The organism is Sphingomonas sp. UNC305MFCol5.2, assembly GCF_000712135.1.
Lineage (GTDB): Bacteria > Pseudomonadota > Alphaproteobacteria > Sphingomonadales > Sphingomonadaceae > Sphingomonas.
Map to the genome: position 1 here is coordinate 85,264 of NZ_JOOE01000004.1, position 18,124 is coordinate 103,387.

Consider the following 18,124-nt stretch of genomic DNA (forward strand, 5'->3'; position numbering starts at 1 on the left):
TTCTCTTCCGCGCAAAAAGGCGCCGGTCCGCAATGCGCGTGGCCGGCGCCTTTTGTTTCCGGTTCGATTATTGCGGCGTGCTGGCCCGTGCGGCCTGGCCGTCGCCCTGCGGCGCAGCGATGATGTCGCGCGTCGTGCTGCCCTTGTCGACCACGTTGGTGGTGGGGCTGCCCGCACTGCTGCGCGTGCCGACTTCGGCCGAAGTGCGGCCGGCAGCGTCGAGCGTGGCATTCTCCGAGGCGCTGCGCGCCTGCGATCCGCCGAACAGGGCGTCGAGCGCCTGGGCGGAAGGATTGGTGTCCTGCGGGCGCGGCGCGCCCGGACGCGGCGGTACCAGGGCAAAATCGGGCGGGATCACCAAAGGCGCGGCGCGCGCCACGGCGAATTCATCGGGACGGGCGCGGTCGACCCCGCTCTTGCCGCAGGCGGAGAGCGAGCCCGCGAGCGCGATGCCCGCAGCGACGGTGATCAGCTTACGCATTGACTTCATTCTCCACAGCGGGCGCTTGCCCGGCCTTATCGCGCACGAACAGGGCGCGGATCAACAGGATCAGCACGCCGATGGTAATCGCCGCATCGGCCACATTGAAGACCAAAAAAGGGCGCCACGTCCCGAAATGCAAATCGGCGAAATCGACGACATAGCCGAGCCGCGTCCGATCGAGGATATTGCCCAGTGCACCGCCCAGCACCAGGCCGAGCGCGGCCACGTCCGGGCGCTTCTTTTCGCGCAGCATCCACCAGAGCACGCCCGCCGCGATCCCCGCGGTCAGCAGCACCAGCAGCCAGCGCATCGTCGCGCCGCTCGCCGGCAGCAGCCCCAGCGACACCCCGACATTCTTGACGAACCTGAGGTCGAAGATCGGCAGCACGGTCAGCGACGCGTCCTGCACATTGAGCCCCAGCGGACCGGTCACATAATATTTCGCGCCCTGATCGATCAGGAACACGAGCGCCGCGACGAGCAGCCCGAAATGCCAATTCTTCATCAACCCACCACCTCGGCGCAGCGGTCGCACAGCAAGCCGTCCTCCGCAACCTCGGGAAGATGTCGCCAGCACCGGCCGCATTTATGGCGTTCGGTGGGCGTTACCGTGACGCTGTCGCCCTGCTCGACCTTCGAGACGATGAACAATTCGGCGAGTTCGTCGCCTGAGGCCGGCAGATCGGGCACAGTCACTTCGGCCTCGAGGCTCGAACGGATCGTCTTTTCGCGGCGATAGGGCTCGATCGCCTCGGTCACCGTCTGGCGTAGCGCGCGGATCGCGGTCCAGTCGCCGGTCGTGATTGCCCCCTCGGGCAGCACCGGCCAGTCGAGCAGATGGACCGAACCGTCCTCGCTCGGGAAGCGTGCCTGCCACACTTCCTCGGCCGTGAAGCTCAGGATCGGCGCGGCATAGCGCACCAAAGCGTGGAACAAAGTGTCGAGCACCGTCCGATAGGCGCGCCGCTTCGAATCCGTGGCCGCGTCGCAATAGAGGCAGTCCTTGCGGATATCGAAGAAGAAGGCCGACAGATCCTCGTTGGCGAAATCGGTCAGCGCGCGGCTGTAGCGATTGAACTCGAACGCCTCCGCCGCGGCGCGCAGCTCGGCGTCGAGCTCGGCGAGCCTGGCGAGCACATAGCGCTCGAGCTCGGGCATCTCGCCGACGGGCAGCTTCTCGGCCTCCTCGAACCCGTCGAGCGCGCCGAGCAGATAGCGGAAGGTGTTGCGCAGTTTCCGGTAGGTGTCGCCGGTGCCGGCGAGCACTTCCTTGCCGATGCGCACGTCCTCGAAATAATCGGTCTGCGCGACCCAGAGGCGCAGGATGTCCGCGCCGCTCTCGCCGATGATTTTCAGCGGATCGACGACGTTGCCGAGCGACTTCGACATCTTGCGGCCATTGCCGTCGAGCGCGAAGCCGTGGGTGAGCACCGCTCCGTAAGGCGCGCGGCCGCGCGTGCCGCAGCTTTCGAGCAGCGACGACTGGAACCAGCCGCGATGCTGGTCCGAGCCTTCGAGATACAGGTCGGCGCGGACATCTTCGCCATAGCGCGCCTCGACCACGAAGGCATGCGTCGAGCCGGAGTCGAACCACACGTCGAGAATGTCGGTGATCACTTCGTAATCGGCGAGGTCGTAGCGTTCGCCGAGCAGGGCCTGGTGGTCGGCCTGGAACCAGGCATCGGCACCGCCATTGGTGAAGGCCTGCAGGATGCGGGCGTTGACCTCCGGGTCGCGGAGATAATCGCCGGTGGCGCGGTTGACGTAGAGCGCGATCGGCACGCCCCAGGCGCGCTGGCGGCTGATCACCCAGTCGGGGCGGCCCTCGACCATCGAACGGATGCGGTTGATCGAGCGCTCGGGCACCCAGCGGGTGGTTTCGATTGCGTCGAGCGCGATGCCGCGGAGAGTGGCGCCATTCGACTCCCTCTCCCCTTCAGGGGAGAGGGGCATATCCCCGATCGGTGTCGCATGCGGAGAGCCCCCCTCTCCCAACCCTCTCCCCTGAAGGGGAGAGGGCTTTTGCGCTCCATCCATCGGGATGAACCATTGCGGCGTCGCGCGGAAGATGATCTTGGCCTTGCTCCGCCAGCTGTGCGGATAGCTGTGCGCGAAATCGTCGGTTGCGGCGAGCAAGGCGCCCGCTTCGCGCAGATCGGTGCAGATCGGGCCGTCCGAGGCGACGAACTTCTTGTTGATCACCGAACCCTGGCCGCCGAGCCACAGCCAGTCGGCGCGGTACATGCCCGCGCCGTCGACCGCGAACACCGGATCGATCCCGTGCGCTTTGCACAGCAGGAAGTCGTCCTCGCCATGGTCCGGCGCCATATGGACGAGGCCGGTGCCGGTGTCGGTGGTGACGAAGTCGCCGGGCAGGAACGGGCGCGGTTTGGCGAAGAAGCCGCCGAGATGATGCATCGGGTGGCGGGCGACGGCGCCGGCGAGGTCGGAGCCCTTGCCACGCCAGACAGGCTTGAACGGAGTCTCATCCGGAGTGAAGGAGGTCCTTCCCCTGAAATCGCCCGGCTGGCCGCGATCAAAAAGCTCCGCCGCGACGATGACGGTGCCTTCCCAAACGGTTTTAAGGTTGCCCGTATTGGCCGGTAGTGACTTGTCGATCAGTGCGAGCTGCCTGCCCTTGTAGGCGACATAATCCAAGTCCGGTCCATAGGCGAGCGCCTGGTTCACCGGGATCGTCCACGGCGTGGTCGTCCAGATCACTGCATGCGCGCCGACCAGCTCGGGCGCGTTCGGCGCCTCGACGATCTCGAACGACACGTCGATCTGCGTCGACACCACGTCCTCATATTCGACCTCGGCCTCGGCCAGCGCAGTCTTCTCGACCGGGGACCACATCACCGGCTTGGCGCCGCGATAGAGCTGGCCGCTCTCGGCGAACTTCAAGAGCTCGCCGGCGATGATCGCCTCGCTCTGATAGTTCATCGTGAGGTACGGCGTGTCCCAGTCGCCCATCACCCCGAGCCGCTCGAACTGGCCGCGCTGCACGGCGACCCATTTCTCGGCATAGGCCCGGCACTCGGCGCGGAAGGCGACGGGATCGACTTCGTCCTTGTTGAGCTTCTTGGCGCGATAGGCTTCCTCGACCTTCCACTCGATCGGCAGGCCGTGGCAGTCCCAGCCGGGGACGTAGGGCGCGTCCTTGCCGAGCAGGGTCTGGCTGCGCACGACGATGTCCTTGAGGATCTTGTTCATCGCATGGCCCATGTGAATGTCGCCATTCGCGTAGGGTGGGCCGTCGTGGAGCAGGAAGGTCTCGCGGCCCGCGCGGGCCTCGCGCAGCTTTCGATAGAGCCCGATCTTCGCCCAGCGTTCGAGGATCGCCGGTTCCTTTTGGGCAAGGCCGGCCTTCATGGGGAAATCGGTCTTCGGCAGGAAGACGGTTTCGCGATAGTCTTTTTCGTCGCTCATGGGTCCGCGCCGATTAGAGGATGGGCGCACGGAAGTCATCCCTTACGAAAGGACTGCGAGTCGCGCGCTTCGGCAGGTATTTGGATACCGGTTCCTGACGAAGTTGACGGTCCCACCTGCGCACGCGCGGGCGCGCGGGTGCGCGCGAGGGCCGAGTATAATGAATAGAACATTTCGCGAACGTGATCGGCCAAATCCTACATTGCAAGGGGGTTCTGCCGGATCACGAAAAGGGGGTGAGGCGATAGGCCCCTGGCGCGACTGTCACGCCAGCCTCGGGCCAGGGTCCACCGGGAGGCAGCGGAAAGCGGGAGGATCGAATCCTGCCGACGCGGCTTGGTGGACTCCGGAACAAGTCCGGGGTGACGAAAGAGCTAGCGCAGAAGCGCCCGCGCCTTTGCGGCGTCCGCGTCCATCTGGACCTTGAGCGCGTCCATCGAATCGAATTTCGCCTCGGGGCGCAAATAGTCGATCAGCGAGACTTCGAGGACCTGATCGTACAGATCGTCGTCAAAGTCGAAGAAGAAGCTCTCGAGCAGTTCCTCGGGCGGATCGAAGCTCGGGCGGATGCCGAGATTGGCGACGCCGTTCAGCACGCGCCCGTCGGCCAGCCGTCCGCGCACGGCATAGATGCCGTAAGCGGGGCGCAGATAATTGGCGAGGGACATGTTCGCGGTCGGATAGCTGAGCTCGCGGCCGAGCTTGGCGCCGTGCTGGACAGGCCCCTCGATCGCGAAGGGGCGGGTGAGCAGCTTCGCGGCGCCGCGCGGATCGCCTGCGCGCAGATAGTCGCGGATCCGGCTCGACGACACGGTCTCGCCGTCGAGCGTCACCGGCGCGACCACTTCCGCCGAATAGCCGAGTGCGCCGCCCAGTTCGGCGAGCATCGCGACATCGCCTTCTCGCCCCTTGCCGAAGGTGAAGTCGCCCCCGGTCACCACGCCGCCCACGCCGAGGATCTCGACCAGTTGCCGCTCGGCGAATTCGCGCGCGCTGAGCCCAGCCAGCGCCGCGTCGAAGTGGAAGACGAGCATCGCATCGACGCCTGCTTCGGCGAACAGCCGCGCGCGCTGGTCGAGCGTGGTCAGCCGGAAGTGCCCCGATCGCGGCTGGAAATAGCGCTTGGGGTGCGGATCGAAGGTCGCGACGATCGCCGGGCGCCCTTCGGCCCGGGCACGTTCGACCGCGCGGCCGATCACGGCCTGATGCCCGAGGTGAAACCCGTCGAAATTGCCGAGCGCGACGATCCCGCCGCGAAGATGCGCCGGCACCGGCGAGCCGTTGTCCAGTCGCTCCATCGGTGGGGCTATAGGGAGAGGGCGGGTGTTCTGAAAGCCCTCTCCCTTGGGAGAGGGAACTAGCTTCCCACGATCCCCGCCCTGAGCACGCGCAGCACATTGCCGCCCATCACCTTGCGGATCTCGTCGGGCGTGAACCCCCTGTCCACCAAAGCCTGTGTCACCGCCGCGAGCTGCGACGTGTCGAACCCGGTCGTCACGGCCCCGTCGAAGTCCGAGCCCAGCCCGACATGATCGATCCCCACCAGATCGCGGACATGCGCGATCGCCCGCGCGATCGCCTCCGGCGCGGTCGAGCAGATCGCCGCGTCCCAATAGCCGATGCCGATCACCCCGCCGGTCTTCGCCACGCCGCGAATCTCCTCGTCGGTGAGGTTGCGGTTGACCTTGCAGGTCGCCTGCACGCCGCCATGGCTGGATACGACCGGGCGCTTCGCCATCGCGAGCACTTCGGCGACGGTCCGGTGGCTCGAATGCGCGATGTCGACGATCATGCCGAGCTGTTCCATCCGCCGCACGGTCTGGACGCCGAGTGGAGTCAGCCCGCCTTTCTTCACGCCGTGCATCGATCCGGCGATTTCGTTGTCGAAGAAATGGGCCAGCCCGGCCATGCGGAAGCCCGCGGCGTGGAGCCTGTCGAGATTGCCGAGCTTGCCCTCCATGTCCTGCAGCCCCTCGATCGAGAGCATCCCGCCGACGACCTTCTTGCCGCCCGCGCGATCGGCGAGCAGACGGTCGAGCTCGGCCGGGGTGCGGATCACGCGGAGCTTGCCGTTCGATCCCGCGGCGGCGCGATCGAGCTTCCGCGCGTGCCACAGCGAGCGCTCGAGCAGCGAGTTCCACGTCTTGACCGGCTGGAGCTGCGCCACCGTCAGCATCGTGATGTTGTCGGTGTCGGCGGTGTTCGAATCGTAATTCTGGCCCTTGGGCGTCTTGGTCACCGACGAGAATATCTGCAGCGCGACATTGCCCTGGATCAGCCGCGGCAAGTCGACCTGGCCGCGCTCGGCGCGATCGAGCAGGCTGCGGCGCCAGAGCAGGGTGTCGCCGTGCATGTCGACGATCTGGAGCGAATCGTGGAGCGCGCGGGTCTGCGCAGTGACCCTGGGGAGCGGCGCGGGGACGACCTTGTTCATTCCCGCCTCGACGATCGGCGGCGCGATGCCGAAGAACCCGATCCCGGCGAGCAGCAATATCGCCGCTAGCCCCCAGAGCCATTTTTTCATCCTGCCCGCTCCCCAACCCGCTCCAACGTGACGAAGCTGTAGGCGGGACGCCCGGCTTCGCTCGCATGGTCCTCGCGTGCCGTCTCGCGCCAGCCCGCGCCGAAGCCGGGTACGCGCGCATCGCCCTCGGCGTCGACATGGACTTCGGTCAGCTCGACTCGTCCGGCGCGGTCGAGGAACAAGGCGAACACTTCCGCCCCGCCGATCACCGCGACCTCGCCGTCGCCCGCCAGCATTAGCGCCGCCTCGGGCGAATGCGCGACTTCGGCGCCCGCGGCATGCCAGCCGGTGTCGCGGGTCAGCACGATGTGGCGGCGGCCGGGCAGGGGGCTGGGGAAGCTCTCGAAGGTTTTCCGCCCCATCACCATCGGCTTGCCCATGGTCTGCGCCTTGAAGCGCTTGAGGTCGGCGGGGAGGTGCCAGGGCAATTTGCCGTCGCGCCCGATCACGCCATTGTCGGCGCGGGCGAGGTGGAAGGTGATGTGCCCCATGCCGCGGTTCAGGGCTGGCAGCGCATCAGCGCCGCGGCCTGATCCTGCGCCGATCCGTTGGGCGGGGCGTCGCTCACCTTCACTTCGTAGAGTTGCGGCCACATCTTGCCGGTGACGAAAATGCGCTTGGCGCTCGCGTCATAGGCGATGCCGTTGGGCACTTCGTCCTCACTCGGCGTAAGCGGGCCGAGCGCGGAAACGTCGACGAAGCTCTTGACCTTGCCGGTCGCGGGATCGATCCGCGCGATCAGGTCGGTGCGCCAGATGTTCGCCCAGATCTCGCCGTCGATCCATTCGAGCTCGTTGAGCTCCTTGACCGCGCACCCATTGGCTGTGACCGCGAGAGTCGATTGCTGCGCCATCGTCTCGGGATCGAGGAAGCGCAGCGTCGACGTGCCGTCGCTCATGATCACCGACTTGCCGTTGTGCGTCATCCCCCAGCCTTCGCCCTTGTACGCGAATTCGCCGAGCGGCTTGAAGTCGGCCTTGCTGTAGATGAAGCCCTTCTGGTCCTTCCAGGTCAGCTGGTAGATCCTGTCCTTCCAGCCGATGATCCCCTCGCCGAAATAAGGCGGCGACAAGGGCGCCTGCGCGACGACTTCGCCGCTGTCGAGATTGACCTTGCGGATCCCCGAAGTGCCTTCTTCCCCGGTACTCTCGAACAAGGTGCCGCCATCGAGGAACAGGCCTTCGGTAAAGGCCTGCGTGTCGTGCGGATAGCTCTTCACTACCTCGACCGTCTGCACCTTGGGCATTTCGTCCTGGCCGCTGCAGCCGGCGAGGGCGAGCAGCCCGGGCATGATCAGCTTGCGCATCATACCGCCACCGGCGCCTTGATATGCGCCTGCGCTTCATAGTCGTGGATCACGAAATCCTCATAGTCGTAACTGTCGATCGAGGGCGCCATGCGCAATATCTCGAGCCGGGGGAGCAGACCGGGTTCGCGCGCCAACTGCTCGCGGGCCTGTTCGAGATGGTTCGAATAGAGATGGCAGTCGCCGCCGGTCCAGATGAACTCGCCCGGCTCGAGCCCCGCCTGCTGCGCGAGCAGATGGGTGAGCAACGCATAGCTGGCGATGTTGAAGGGCACCCCGAGAAAGATGTCCGCCGAGCGCTGGTAGAGCTGGAGGCTGAGCCGGCCATTGGCGACATAGGTCTGAAACAGGCAATGGCACGGCGCCAGCGCCATGGCGTGGAGCTCGCCGGGGTTCCATGCCGAGACGATCTGGCGACGCGAGCCGGGATTGTTCCGGATCTGGTCGAGCAGCTCGGCGATCTGGTCGATCTCCTTGCCGTCCGCGGTCTCCCAATGGCGCCATTGCTTGCCGTAGACCGGGCCGAGATCGCCGGCCTCGTCGGCCCATTCGTTCCAGATGCTCACCTTGCGCTCCTGCAGCCAGCGGACATTGGTGTCGCCGCGCAGGAACCAGAGCAATTCGATGATGATCGATCGGATATGGAGCTTCTTGGTGGTGAGCAAAGGAAAGCCCGCGGCGAGATCGAAGCGCATCTGGTGGCCGAACACCGAGCGCGTGCCCGTGCCGGTGCGGTCCATCGTCTCCGCGCCGTGTTCCAGCGCGCGTTCCATCAAGTCGAGATATTGACGCATCGCATCAGCCTAGCGGGGCGATGGCCGCGCGCCAAGCGGATCGGTTGGCTCCGTTTCGGTGCCGAAGTGGAGGGAGAAACACTTAGGGGATGCGCGCCGCGCTGGCAGCCTGAGCGAATGGCTCTCGAAGCTCTCGCCGCGCCGCGCCGGCTCGCGGATGCCAATGCCGCCGGCGCCTTGTTCGCGTGCCTGGCCGACGAGCCTACCGAAGTGATGGCGTTCGTGTACATGGGCGCGGATCAGCAGGTGCTGGGGCTGCGCCACGCGCGTTCGGGTTCGGTCAGCCGGCTGGTGTTGCCGATCCGCGAGGTCGCTGCCGATGCACTGGCGTTCGGCGCAGTGGCAGTGGTGATGGCGCATAACCATCCGAGCGGAGACCCGAAGCCGAGCATCGCCGATCGTGAGGCGACGCGCCTGCTGGCGCGAGCACTTGGGACGCTGGAGGTGCGGCTGATCGATCACCTGATCGTGGCGACCGGGGGGATCGTCAGCTTTCGCGGTCTCGGATTACTCTGAGCCCTCGCCCGTCTGCACCGCTGCCGGCGTAGCGCGGGCGCCGCTCTTGCATGCCTTGATCATGCTCGGCTCGGGGCGTTCGCCGCCGGCGCGGAAGATTGCCAGATAGCCGCCGGCCGAAGGCATCGGCCGCATCGAGACGAGGGTATAACCGAGCGCGCCGAACTCGCATTTGAGCAGATCGGGCGGCGTGCCGTGATGCTCGGTCGGGCGATCGGCATCGACGACGATCACTTCGCCGTCAGGCGTCAGCGAGGGTCGGAGGCGCCAGAGAAACTCGTACGGCGATTCGATCTCATGGTACATGTGCACCATCAGCACGCGGTGGAAGCTCGCCTCGGGCAATCGCGGATCCGCGGGAAGGCCGAGCCGCACGGTGACGTTGTTGAGCCGCTCGCGAATCACGCGATTGGCAAGCTGCTCGATCGTGGCTGGGACGATGTCCTCGGCGACGACGCGGCCCTTGTCGCCGACGCGCTGGCCAAGGCGAATCGTGTAATAGCCCTCGCCCGCGCCGATATCGGCGACGGTCATGCCGGGCTTGATCCCGGCCAAGTTCATCACCTGGCCCGCCTCGTTGAGCCGATCACGCGCTTCTTCGGTCGACCAGCGCGTCGAGACGATCGTAGCCACCGGGCGATCGGCGGCGGGGAAGCCGGTATTCTTCGTTTGCGCCTTGTCCTCGCGCAGGACCGGCTTGGCTCCGTCGCACCCGGCGAGCAGCAACAGGGCGGTGCCCAGAGCGAGCGCTGGCCTCAATCGACATCCTCCACTTCGACCGTCTCGCCGGTCACGCGCTGCGATAGCGCAGCCGCCATGAACGCGTCGAGGTCTCCGTCGAGCACATCGGACGGCGCAGTGGAAGTCACTCCGGTGCGAAGGTCCTTCACCAGCTGATAGGGCTGAAGAACATAGGAGCGGATCTGGTGGCCCCAGCCGATATCGGTCTTGGTGGCGTTCTCGGCATTGGCGGCCTGCTCGCGGATCTGGAGCTCGCGCTCGTAGAGGCGGGCGCGGAGCTGGTTATACGCCTCGGCCTTGTTCTTGTGCTGCGAACGCTGGTTCTGGCACTGGACGACGATGCCGGTGGGAATGTGCGTGATGCGCACCGCCGAATCGGTGGTGTTGATGTGCTGCCCGCCGGCGCCCGACGCGCGATAGGTGTCGATGCGCAGGTCGCTCTCATTATATTCGACCTGGATATCGTCATCGATCACCGGATAGACCCACACCGACGAGAAACTAGTGTGGCGCCGCGCCGCGCTGTCGTACGGCGAGATGCGGACGAGGCGGTGCACGCCGCTCTCGGTCTTGGCGTAGCCGTACGCGTTCTCGCCCTTGATCAGCAACGTCGCCGATTTGATCCCGGCCTGCTCGCCGGCGTGATAGTCGATCAGCTCGACCTTCATGCCGTGGCGCTCGGCCCAGCGCGTGTACATGCGCTGGAGCATCCCCGCCCAGTCCTGGCTTTCGGTGCCGCCGGCGCCCGAGTTGATCTCGATATAGGTGTCGTTGGGATCGGCCTCGCCCGAGAGCAGGGCCTTGACCTTGTCGACCTCGGCGCGATCGGCGAGCGCGGCGAGCGCGGCGGTGCCTTCGCTCGCCATCTCCTCGTCGCCTTCGGCCTCGGCCATCTCGATCAATTCGGCGGTGTCGTTGAGTTCGGTCTCGATCGCGCGCGTAGCGGTGACCGCCTCGTCGAGGCGGCGGCGTTCGCGCATCACGTCCTGCGCGGCCTTGGCGTCGTTCCACAAAGTCGGATCCTCGACGCGCGCGTTGAGTTCGTCGAGCCGGCGCAGCGCGCGGTCCCAATCGAGGAACCGGCGCAGCAGCGCCAGCGCCGCCTTGATCTTGTCGACATGAGCCTGCGCTTCGGCGCGCATATTCGATAACTCCAAATTTCGGTCATCCTGGCGGAAGCCGGGATCTCGTGCCTCAGGCCGTCCCCATGCGGCCTGAGATCCCGGCTTTCGCCGGGATGACGATATAGGGTGCCGCGCTAGTAGATTCCGTCCTCGCGTTGCAAGAAGTCGCTGTCGGAGGGCGCCTGGGTGGCGGGCGCGGCCTTCTTCTCGACGGTCTTTTTCGCGGCCGCTTCCTCTTCGGGCGTGCGGCGGCGGCGCTGCGGCTCGACTTCGGGCTTGAAGGCTTCCCAGATCACCGAGGCGAGCGGGTCGCTGGTCGGCCAGCCGCCGGCGACCTTGCGGCCGCTCGCGCGATCGATGCGGACCATGCGGATGCCGGCCGGCGCGGTGAAGGGCAGCACTTCCATGCCCTTGAATGCCGGAATCGCGAATTGCTTGAAGATCGGCGCAGCGATCGATCCGCCCTGGGCGTAGCCGCCCAGATTGGTCGGGCTGTCATAGCCGAGATAGAGCCCGCCGATCATCTGGGGGGTGCCCCCGACGAACCACACATCGGTCGGGCCCGACGTGGTGCCGGTCTTGCCCATCATCGGCCGGCCGAGTTCGCGCAGCGTCGTGGCGGTGCCGCGCTGGATCACGCCTTCGGTGATGTGGACGATCTGATAGGCGCTCATCGGCTCGACGATCTGGCGGGCACGGGTGATCGGCCGCGGCATCGCGCCGCCGTCATAGTCGCGCGCGTTGCAGCGATCGCAGGCGCGCCAGTTTTCGGGCCAGATCACTTCGCCGCGGCGATTCTGGACGAAATCGATCAATGTCGGGTTGAGCGCGCGGCCGTGGTTCACGAGGATCGAATAGGCATTGACCATCCGCAGCACGGTCGTCTCGCCCGCGCCCAGCGCGTAGCTGAGATAGGTCGGGAATTTCTGCTTCGAGACGCCGACGCGCTGAATGAGGTCGACGACGTGCTCCATGCCGATCTGGTTGGCGACCTGCACGGTCATCAGGTTGCGCGACTGTTCGACGCCCCAGCGCAGGGTCTTGGGGCCGGCGCCGCGCTGGTTGCCGAAATTGCGGAAGCATTTGTTGCCGAGGCCCGCGCCCTGCCAGACGCAGAAGGGGCCGTCGACGACGATCGAGGCGGGGGTGAGCCCCTGTTCCATCGCGGCGGCATAGACCAGGGGCTTGATCGTCGAGCCCGGCTGGCGCTGTGCCTGCGTGGCGCGGTTGAACGACTGGATCCGCGAATCGAACCCGCCCTGCATCGCGAGGATGCGGCCGGTGCGCGGATCCTCGACCACCATGCCGCCGGATACCTTGGGCACCGAACGGAGCGACCAGGCGCCGCCTTCAGGCGCGACGGCGATGATGTCGCCGGCCTGGATCGCGTCATACGCCTCGCCGCCCTTGCCGCGCACCGGCATCGTCGCGAAGTCGCGAGGGAGCGTGCCAGTCTGGCCGTTGTCGAACCCGATCTGCCAGCCGCCGGCATTGCGCTCGATCGCGACGGCGGCGCGCCAATCCTCATAGTCGACGCCGATATTGGTGTTGAGGAATGGCTGCAGCCAACCGTTTGACACGTTGACATGGTTGATCGATCCGCTCCAGCCCCGGCCGCGATCATAGCGAAGCAGGCCGTCGCGCAGTGCCTTCTGGGCATATTGCTGGAGCTGCGGATCGAGCGAGGTGCGCACCCACAGGCCGCCGCCATAAACGCTGTTGGGGCCGTCCTCGGCCTTCTCGCCGAACTTGTCGATCAGCTGGCGGCGGACCTCTTCGACGAAATAGCCGCCGACGCGCTCGTAACGGGGCGTCTGCCGCGGGATTGCGCCCAGCGGCGCCGCGATGGCCTCGGCATGCTGCGTCGGCGTGATAAAGCCATTGGCCTGCATCTGGCCGAGCACCCAGTTGCGCCGTTCGAGCGCGCGCGCCTCATAGCGTTCGGGCGAATAATTGGCCGGGCCCTTGGGCAGGATGGCGAGATAGGCCATTTGCGGCAGGCTGAGCTCGTTCAGCGCCTTGCCGAAATAGGCCTGGCTCGCCGCCTCGACGCCGCCGGCGTTGCGGCCGAGCTCGATCGAATTGAGATAGAGCTCGAGGATCTGCTCCTTCGAGAGCGTATTCTCGATCTTCCAGGCGAGGATCGCCTCCTTGCCCTTGCGCAGATAGCTGACTTCGTTGCCGATCAGCAGGTTCTTGGCGACCTGCTGGGTGATCGTCGAGGTGCCGCGGGGAGTCTCGCCGCTCACGATCCCCTGGAAGGCGGCGCGCACCAGCCCGGGGATGTCGATGCCGTGATGGCTGAAGAAGGTCTTGTCCTCGGCGGAGATGAACGCCTCGACCAATTGCTTGGGATATTCGGCGTAGCTCAGCTGGACGCGGCGCTCGCGGGCATAGCTGTGGATCGGCAGCCCGTCGGCCGAGCGGACATTGGTCGGCAGCGGCGGCTCATAGGCGCGCAAGCTGTCGACCGAAGGCAGGTTGCGCGCGATCAGCGCCCAGACCAGGAACCAGAACAGGCCCGCGAGCAGCGCCAGCCAGGCGAGTACGCGAAACCACCAGCGCCGATGCACGCGCAGATACCAGCCGCGGATACCGCCGGCCTCGCGCCTGATCGTCACCTTCTCGCTGGAAATGCTGCCGTCCGCCATGCGGGGTGCGGTGTAGCAACTTTCTCGGACGATGAAACCCGATCAAAACGTCCGCGAAACCAACCCGTCGCTTTCCCTTCTATAAAGCAGGGGTGGGGAGATTACGAACAGCCAGATCAGCGCGCGGCCATACGCGTGGCGAAGTGGATCTCCACGGCCTTGCGCACGCCTTGCGCAACCTTGCGCCGGCCTTCCGGCGAGGCGAGGAAGGCGGCGTCGCCGGAATTGGAGATATAGCCGGTCTCGAACAGCACCGAGGGCATATCGGGCGCCTTGAGCACCATCAGCGAGGCCATGCGGTGGTAATTGGGCTTGATCGGCATCAGCGGCTGCGCCTCGCGGCCGAGCAATCGCGCGAAATTGGCGCTGGCGTTCATCGTCTCGCGCTGGGTGAGATCGATGAGGATCGACGAGATGTCGGGGCTGGCGGCGCCGAGATCGACGCCGGCGAGGATGTCGGCCTTGTTCTCGCGCGCCGCGAGCCGCGCGGCTTCCTTGTCGGAAGCAACCTCGGAGAGCGTGTAGACGGTTGCGCCGGTCGCTTCGGCATTGCCGGCGCTGTCGCAATGGACCGAGATGAACAGATCGGCCTTCAGCCGCCGCGCGAGGCCGTAGCGCTCCTGGAGCACGAGGAACCGATCGTCCTCCCGCGTGAGCGCGACGCGGACCCGGCCCGAGGCGAGCAGCGCATCCTTGATCGCCTTGGCGACCTCGAGCGTGACATCCTTCTCGCGAAGTCCGCCGTCGCCGGAGATGGCGCCGGGATCGTGCCCGCCATGCCCGGCATCGATCACCACCAGCGGGCGGCTCGCCTCGCCATAGACGCGCGGCAGCGGCGCCCGGGGCAGGCGCCCCGGCAGCGGTATCGACACGCTGTACGGAGGCCGGCTCGCGGGCTGGAAATAAGCAAAGGGCGGCAAGAAGCTCATCCGCCGCTCGGCAGCGGCGCGCGCGAAGCGTTCGTCGTCGACGGTCTTGAGCCGGAGCGTCAGGGTGCGGCCGTCCTTGCCGAAGCTTCCCTCGCTCACGATTGCCGGACGCGCGAGATCGAGGACGATGCGCGCGCCGTCGCCTTGCGCACCCTGGCGGATCTTCGCGACGACGCCACCGGCGGCGGCGGCGCGGCCCGGCTCGGTGCCGGCTACGTCCAAGGCGATGCGCTGCGGCCCGGAGAGCAGGAATGCGCTCGCCTGGGTGACCGGCGCGTCGAACTTCACGACGACGCGATCGCCATGGACGCGCACTTCCTGCACGACGCCTGCCCAACTCGGCACCCCGGTCAACCAGCCGGAGAGAAGGGCAAGCAGGAATAGCACCCGCACGATATGCCGCGCAGGGGCTCGAGGGGTCCAGCCCAAATGCATGATAGCTAACTCTTGAACACGTCTTCCCTGACGAATGCGTTTTAGCCGGTGCCCCTCAAATCCAGGTGAAACAGCTTGGTTAACCGGCATAAATTTGCCGGACGGCGGCAAATTCATGCCGTGGCTTGCACGACGTTATTCGCATCGGGTGCGGTTGCCGCATGGCGCGGGGGGTGCTAGCAAGCTCCCGCTCCGATCCTTGTATCGGACGATATTCGCGGCCACATTCGCCGCGACAGTTCAGGTTGACGCTCGCATGAGGCAATTTTCCCATCGTCCCACCCGCCAGGCCCCTTCGGCCGGCCGCGTGACGATGGCGAAGCTTCCGGACCACGCGTCCGGGCGTGCCCTTCGAGCAGCAGCAGTTTTCGAAACCTGCGAGACCGCAGCCGGCACCGCCGGCCAAGGCCGCATTCTGTATCGCGCGCACGCGCCCCAGCCCTTCAGGAACACTAATCTCAGGGGTCCAGGCCGGCGCGCCCGGAGAACAATAAATGACCATGCGTATGCTGATCGACGCGCGGCACCGGGAGGAAACCCGGGTTGCCGTCGTCAAGGGAAACCGAATCGAGGAGTTTGACTTCGAGTCTGCCGAGCGAAAGCAGCTCAAGGGGAATATCTATCTGGCCAAGGTCACGCGGGTGGAGCCGTCGCTCCAGGCCGCGTTCGTCGATTACGGCGGCAACCGCCACGGCTTCCTCGCTTTCTCGGAAATCCATCCCGATTACTATCAGATCCCCAAGGAGGACCGCGACGCGCTGCTCCGCGAGGAGGCCGAGCATGCCGCCGAGGAAGCCGCTCTGCGCGCGCAGGATGACGGCGACGACGACGATCACGAAGGCGAGGATGGCGTAGAGGTTCTCGAGCGCCCGCACGACGACGAGGAGCATGACGAGGATTCCGAAGGCGAGACCGCCGAGGGCGAGGGAAGCGGCGATCGCGGCCGCGGCCGGGGCCGTCGCCGCGGGCGCGGCGGCAAGGAAGACGAGGCCGAGGCGCTGCGCCAGCGCCGCATGAACCTGCGCCGCCGCTACAAGATCCAGGACGTGATCCGCCGCCGTCAGGTACTGCTGGTCCAGGTCGTCAAGGAAGAGCGCGGCAACAAGGGCGCGGCGCTGACCACCTATCTGAGCCTCGCCGGCCGCTATTGCGTGCTGATGCCCAACACCGCGCATGGCGGCGGCATCTCCCGGAAAATCAGCTCGGCTGCCGATCGCAAGCGCCTCAAGACGATCATGTCGGATCTCAAGCTGCCGCCGACCATGGGCTGCATCGTCCGCACCGCGGGGCTCCAGCGCACCAAGACCGAGATCAAGCGCGACTTCGATTATCTCGCGCGGCTGTGGGACGGGATCCGAGAGACGACCTTGCAATCGTCGGCGCCGGCTCTGGTCTATGGCGATTCCGATCTGTTGAAGCGCGCGATCCGCGATATCTACAACAAGGATATCGACGAGGTGATCGTCGAGGGCGAGGACGGCTATCGCCAGGCCAAGGAGTTCATGCGGCTCCTGATGCCCAGCCACGCCCGCAAGGTGAAGCAATATGCCGACGCGGTGCCGCTGTTCCAGCGCGCCGGCGTCGAGGAGCAATTGTCGGCGATGTACCACCCTGTGGTGCAGCTGAAGTCCGGCGGTTACCTCGTGATCAACCCGACCGAGGCTCTGGTCTCGATCGACATCAACTCGGGCCGTTCGACGCGCGAGCATTCGATCGAGCAGACCGCGACCCAGACCAACCTCGAAGCCGCGCAGGAAATCGCGCGCCAGCTGCGGCTGCGCGACATGGCCGGTCTCGTCGTCATCGACTTCATCGACATGGATCACGGATCCAACGTCCGTAAGGTCGAGAAGGCGATGAAGGAGGCGCTCAAGAACGATCGTGCCCGCATCCAGGTCGGCCGCATCTCGGCGTTCGGCCTGATGGAGATGAGCCGCCAGCGCCTGCGCACCGGCGTGCTCGAGGCATCGACTCGCCAGTGCCCGCATTGCGAAGGCACCGGCCTGGTCCGCACCGCCTCGTCGGCGGGTCTCTCGGCGCTGCGTCTGATCGAGGACGAGGCCGCGCGCGGCCGCGGCTCGCAAATCACGCTGCGCGCCAGCCAGGAAGCGGCTTTCTATCTGCTCAACCGCAAGCGCGGAGAGCTGGCCGAGATCGAGGATCGGTACGGCGTCCTCGTCGAAGTCGTGTCCGACGGCGAGGTCGAGGGCGCCCGCATGTCGGTCGAGGCGGGCGGTCCGCCGCCGGCGCATGCACCCAAGATCGAGCGGCTCCTCGACCTCGCCGAGGACGAGGACGATTACGTCGAGGAGATCGACGAGGAAGAGGACGAGGAGCAGGCCGAGGCCGAAGCGCCGCGTGACCGCCAGCCCCGCGAAGTGCGCGAGCGCGACGAAGGCGAAGGCGAGGGCCGCGGCAAGCGCCGCCGCCGCCGCCGTGGCCGCGGTCGCCGTGGCCGCGAGAACGAGGCCGGCGAAGGCAGCGAAGTCAGCGAAGGCGAGACCGGCGGCGAGGCCGAGGACGCCGAGGACACGACTGTCGAAGCCGAAGCTTCGGAGCATGCCGAGCACGAGAGCGGCGAGGGCGAAGCTGGTCGCAAGCGCCGTCGCCGTGGTCGTCGCGGCGGTCGTCGCGGCCATGCCGAGGACACGGGTGCCGAGGCGGCCGATGCAGTCGAAACGGCCGAGCCGGCCGGCGACGTCGAGGCGCTGACCGAGGTGGCTCCCGAGGCTCCGGCCGAGAAGCCCAAGCGTTCGCGCCGCAAGAAGGCCGATGCCGAGGCACCTGCGGAGATCGTGGCCGAGGCCGCTCCCGAGGCTGTGGCTCCCGAGCCCGAGGCCCCGGCCGAGAAGCCCAAGCGCTCGCGCCGGAAGAAGGCCGATGCCGAGGCCCCGGTCGAGGCGATCGAAGTCGCGCCCGTGGCGGTGGTCGTCGAGGTTCCTGCCGAGAAGCCCAAGCGGACGCGCCGCAAGGCCGCCGCGCAGGCCGCTCCGGCGCCCGCCGACGCCAGCGTCGAGGCCCCTGCCGAAGCCGAGACGGTGACGCAGGACCTCGGTGCCGAGGGCGACGCCGGCGAATCGGGTCCCCGCCGTGGCTGGTGGCAGCGGACCTTCGGCGCCTGACTCGAGGGGAGCGCGCGGGCTGAACCGCCCGCGCGCTCCCGAGAGGCTTCATGACATGTTCATCGCGCA

At 66.7% G+C, this 18,124-nt stretch carries 14 protein-coding genes; 2 read left to right on the plus strand and 12 right to left on the minus strand.

Annotated features, from left to right (window positions below; genetic code table 11):
- Positions 1 to 67: 67 nt before the first annotated feature.
- The 8 genes from BR78_RS0116465 to BR78_RS0116500 all read right to left on the minus strand — a co-directional run bounded on the left by BR78_RS0116465 (position 68) and on the right by BR78_RS0116500 (position 8,537).
- Positions 68 to 481 (minus strand): DUF3035 domain-containing protein, encoded by a 414-nt coding sequence (locus BR78_RS0116465; protein ID WP_029937125.1) that lies wholly within the window; start codon positions 479 to 481, stop codon positions 68 to 70.
- On the minus strand, positions 474 to 989 hold the full coding sequence (gene lspA, locus BR78_RS0116470; protein WP_029937126.1) for a signal peptidase II: 516 nt from the start codon (positions 987 to 989) through the stop codon (positions 474 to 476). Before lspA ends, BR78_RS0116465 begins: the two co-directional genes overlap by 8 nt.
- Positions 989 to 3,913, minus strand: coding sequence for an isoleucine--tRNA ligase (gene ileS, locus BR78_RS0116475; RefSeq protein WP_029937127.1), 2,925 nt, complete (start codon positions 3,911 to 3,913; stop codon positions 989 to 991). Before ileS ends, lspA begins: the two co-directional genes overlap by 1 nt.
- A 374-nt stretch (positions 3,914 to 4,287) precedes the next feature.
- Positions 4,288 to 5,211 (minus strand): bifunctional riboflavin kinase/FAD synthetase, encoded by a 924-nt coding sequence (locus BR78_RS0116480; RefSeq protein ID WP_029937128.1) that lies wholly within the window; start codon positions 5,209 to 5,211, stop codon positions 4,288 to 4,290.
- Positions 5,212 to 5,270: 59 nt separating this feature from the next.
- Positions 5,271 to 6,437, minus strand: a complete 1,167-nt coding sequence (locus BR78_RS0116485; protein WP_029937129.1) for a dipeptidase — start codon at positions 6,435 to 6,437, stop codon at positions 5,271 to 5,273.
- Entirely contained in the window at positions 6,434 to 6,928 is a 495-nt protein-coding gene (locus BR78_RS0116490; protein WP_029937130.1) for a dihydrofolate reductase, read from the minus strand. The genes BR78_RS0116485 and BR78_RS0116490 overlap by 4 nt, the downstream gene beginning before the upstream one ends.
- Positions 6,929 to 6,936: 8 nt before the next feature.
- The gene (locus BR78_RS0116495) at positions 6,937 to 7,743 is read right to left on the minus strand and encodes a glutaminyl-peptide cyclotransferase (RefSeq protein ID WP_029937131.1); all 807 of its coding nucleotides are present in this window, start codon (positions 7,741 to 7,743) and stop codon (positions 6,937 to 6,939) included.
- Positions 7,743 to 8,537, minus strand: a complete 795-nt coding sequence (locus BR78_RS0116500; protein ID WP_029937132.1) for a thymidylate synthase — start codon at positions 8,535 to 8,537, stop codon at positions 7,743 to 7,745. Before BR78_RS0116500 ends, BR78_RS0116495 begins: the two co-directional genes overlap by 1 nt.
- Positions 8,538 to 8,654: 117 nt before the next feature.
- Here BR78_RS0116500 and BR78_RS0116505 point away from each other — a divergent pair, with 117 nt between their 5' ends.
- The gene (locus tag BR78_RS0116505; protein WP_029937133.1) at positions 8,655 to 9,053 is read left to right on the plus strand and encodes a JAB domain-containing protein; all 399 of its coding nucleotides are present in this window, start codon (positions 8,655 to 8,657) and stop codon (positions 9,051 to 9,053) included.
- Here the strand turns inward: BR78_RS0116505 and BR78_RS0116510 are convergent.
- The 4 genes from BR78_RS0116510 to BR78_RS0116525 form a co-directional block, all read right to left on the minus strand.
- Positions 9,045 to 9,812 (minus strand): class I SAM-dependent methyltransferase, encoded by a 768-nt coding sequence (locus BR78_RS0116510; RefSeq protein WP_051683388.1) that lies wholly within the window; start codon positions 9,810 to 9,812, stop codon positions 9,045 to 9,047. The two genes, BR78_RS0116505 and BR78_RS0116510, sit on opposite strands and share 9 nt — an antisense overlap.
- Positions 9,809 to 10,936: a peptide chain release factor 2 gene (gene prfB, locus BR78_RS0116515; protein ID WP_029937135.1), complete on the minus strand. Its 1,128-nt coding sequence runs from the start codon at positions 10,934 to 10,936 to the stop codon at positions 9,809 to 9,811. Before prfB ends, BR78_RS0116510 begins: the two co-directional genes overlap by 4 nt.
- 116 nt (positions 10,937 to 11,052) lie before the next feature.
- Positions 11,053 to 13,569 (minus strand): penicillin-binding protein 1A, encoded by a 2,517-nt coding sequence (locus BR78_RS0116520; protein WP_029937136.1) that lies wholly within the window; start codon positions 13,567 to 13,569, stop codon positions 11,053 to 11,055.
- 116 nt (positions 13,570 to 13,685) lie between these two features.
- A complete protein-coding gene (locus BR78_RS0116525; protein ID WP_029937137.1) occupies positions 13,686 to 14,933 on the minus strand; it encodes an N-acetylmuramoyl-L-alanine amidase in 1,248 nt (415 codons plus the stop codon).
- 506 nt (positions 14,934 to 15,439) lie between these two features.
- Between BR78_RS0116525 and BR78_RS0116530 the strand changes: the two genes are divergently transcribed.
- Positions 15,440 to 18,055, plus strand: a complete 2,616-nt coding sequence (locus BR78_RS0116530) for an Rne/Rng family ribonuclease (RefSeq protein WP_029937138.1) — start codon at positions 15,440 to 15,442, stop codon at positions 18,053 to 18,055.
- The last annotated feature ends 69 nt before the right edge of the window (positions 18,056 to 18,124 follow it).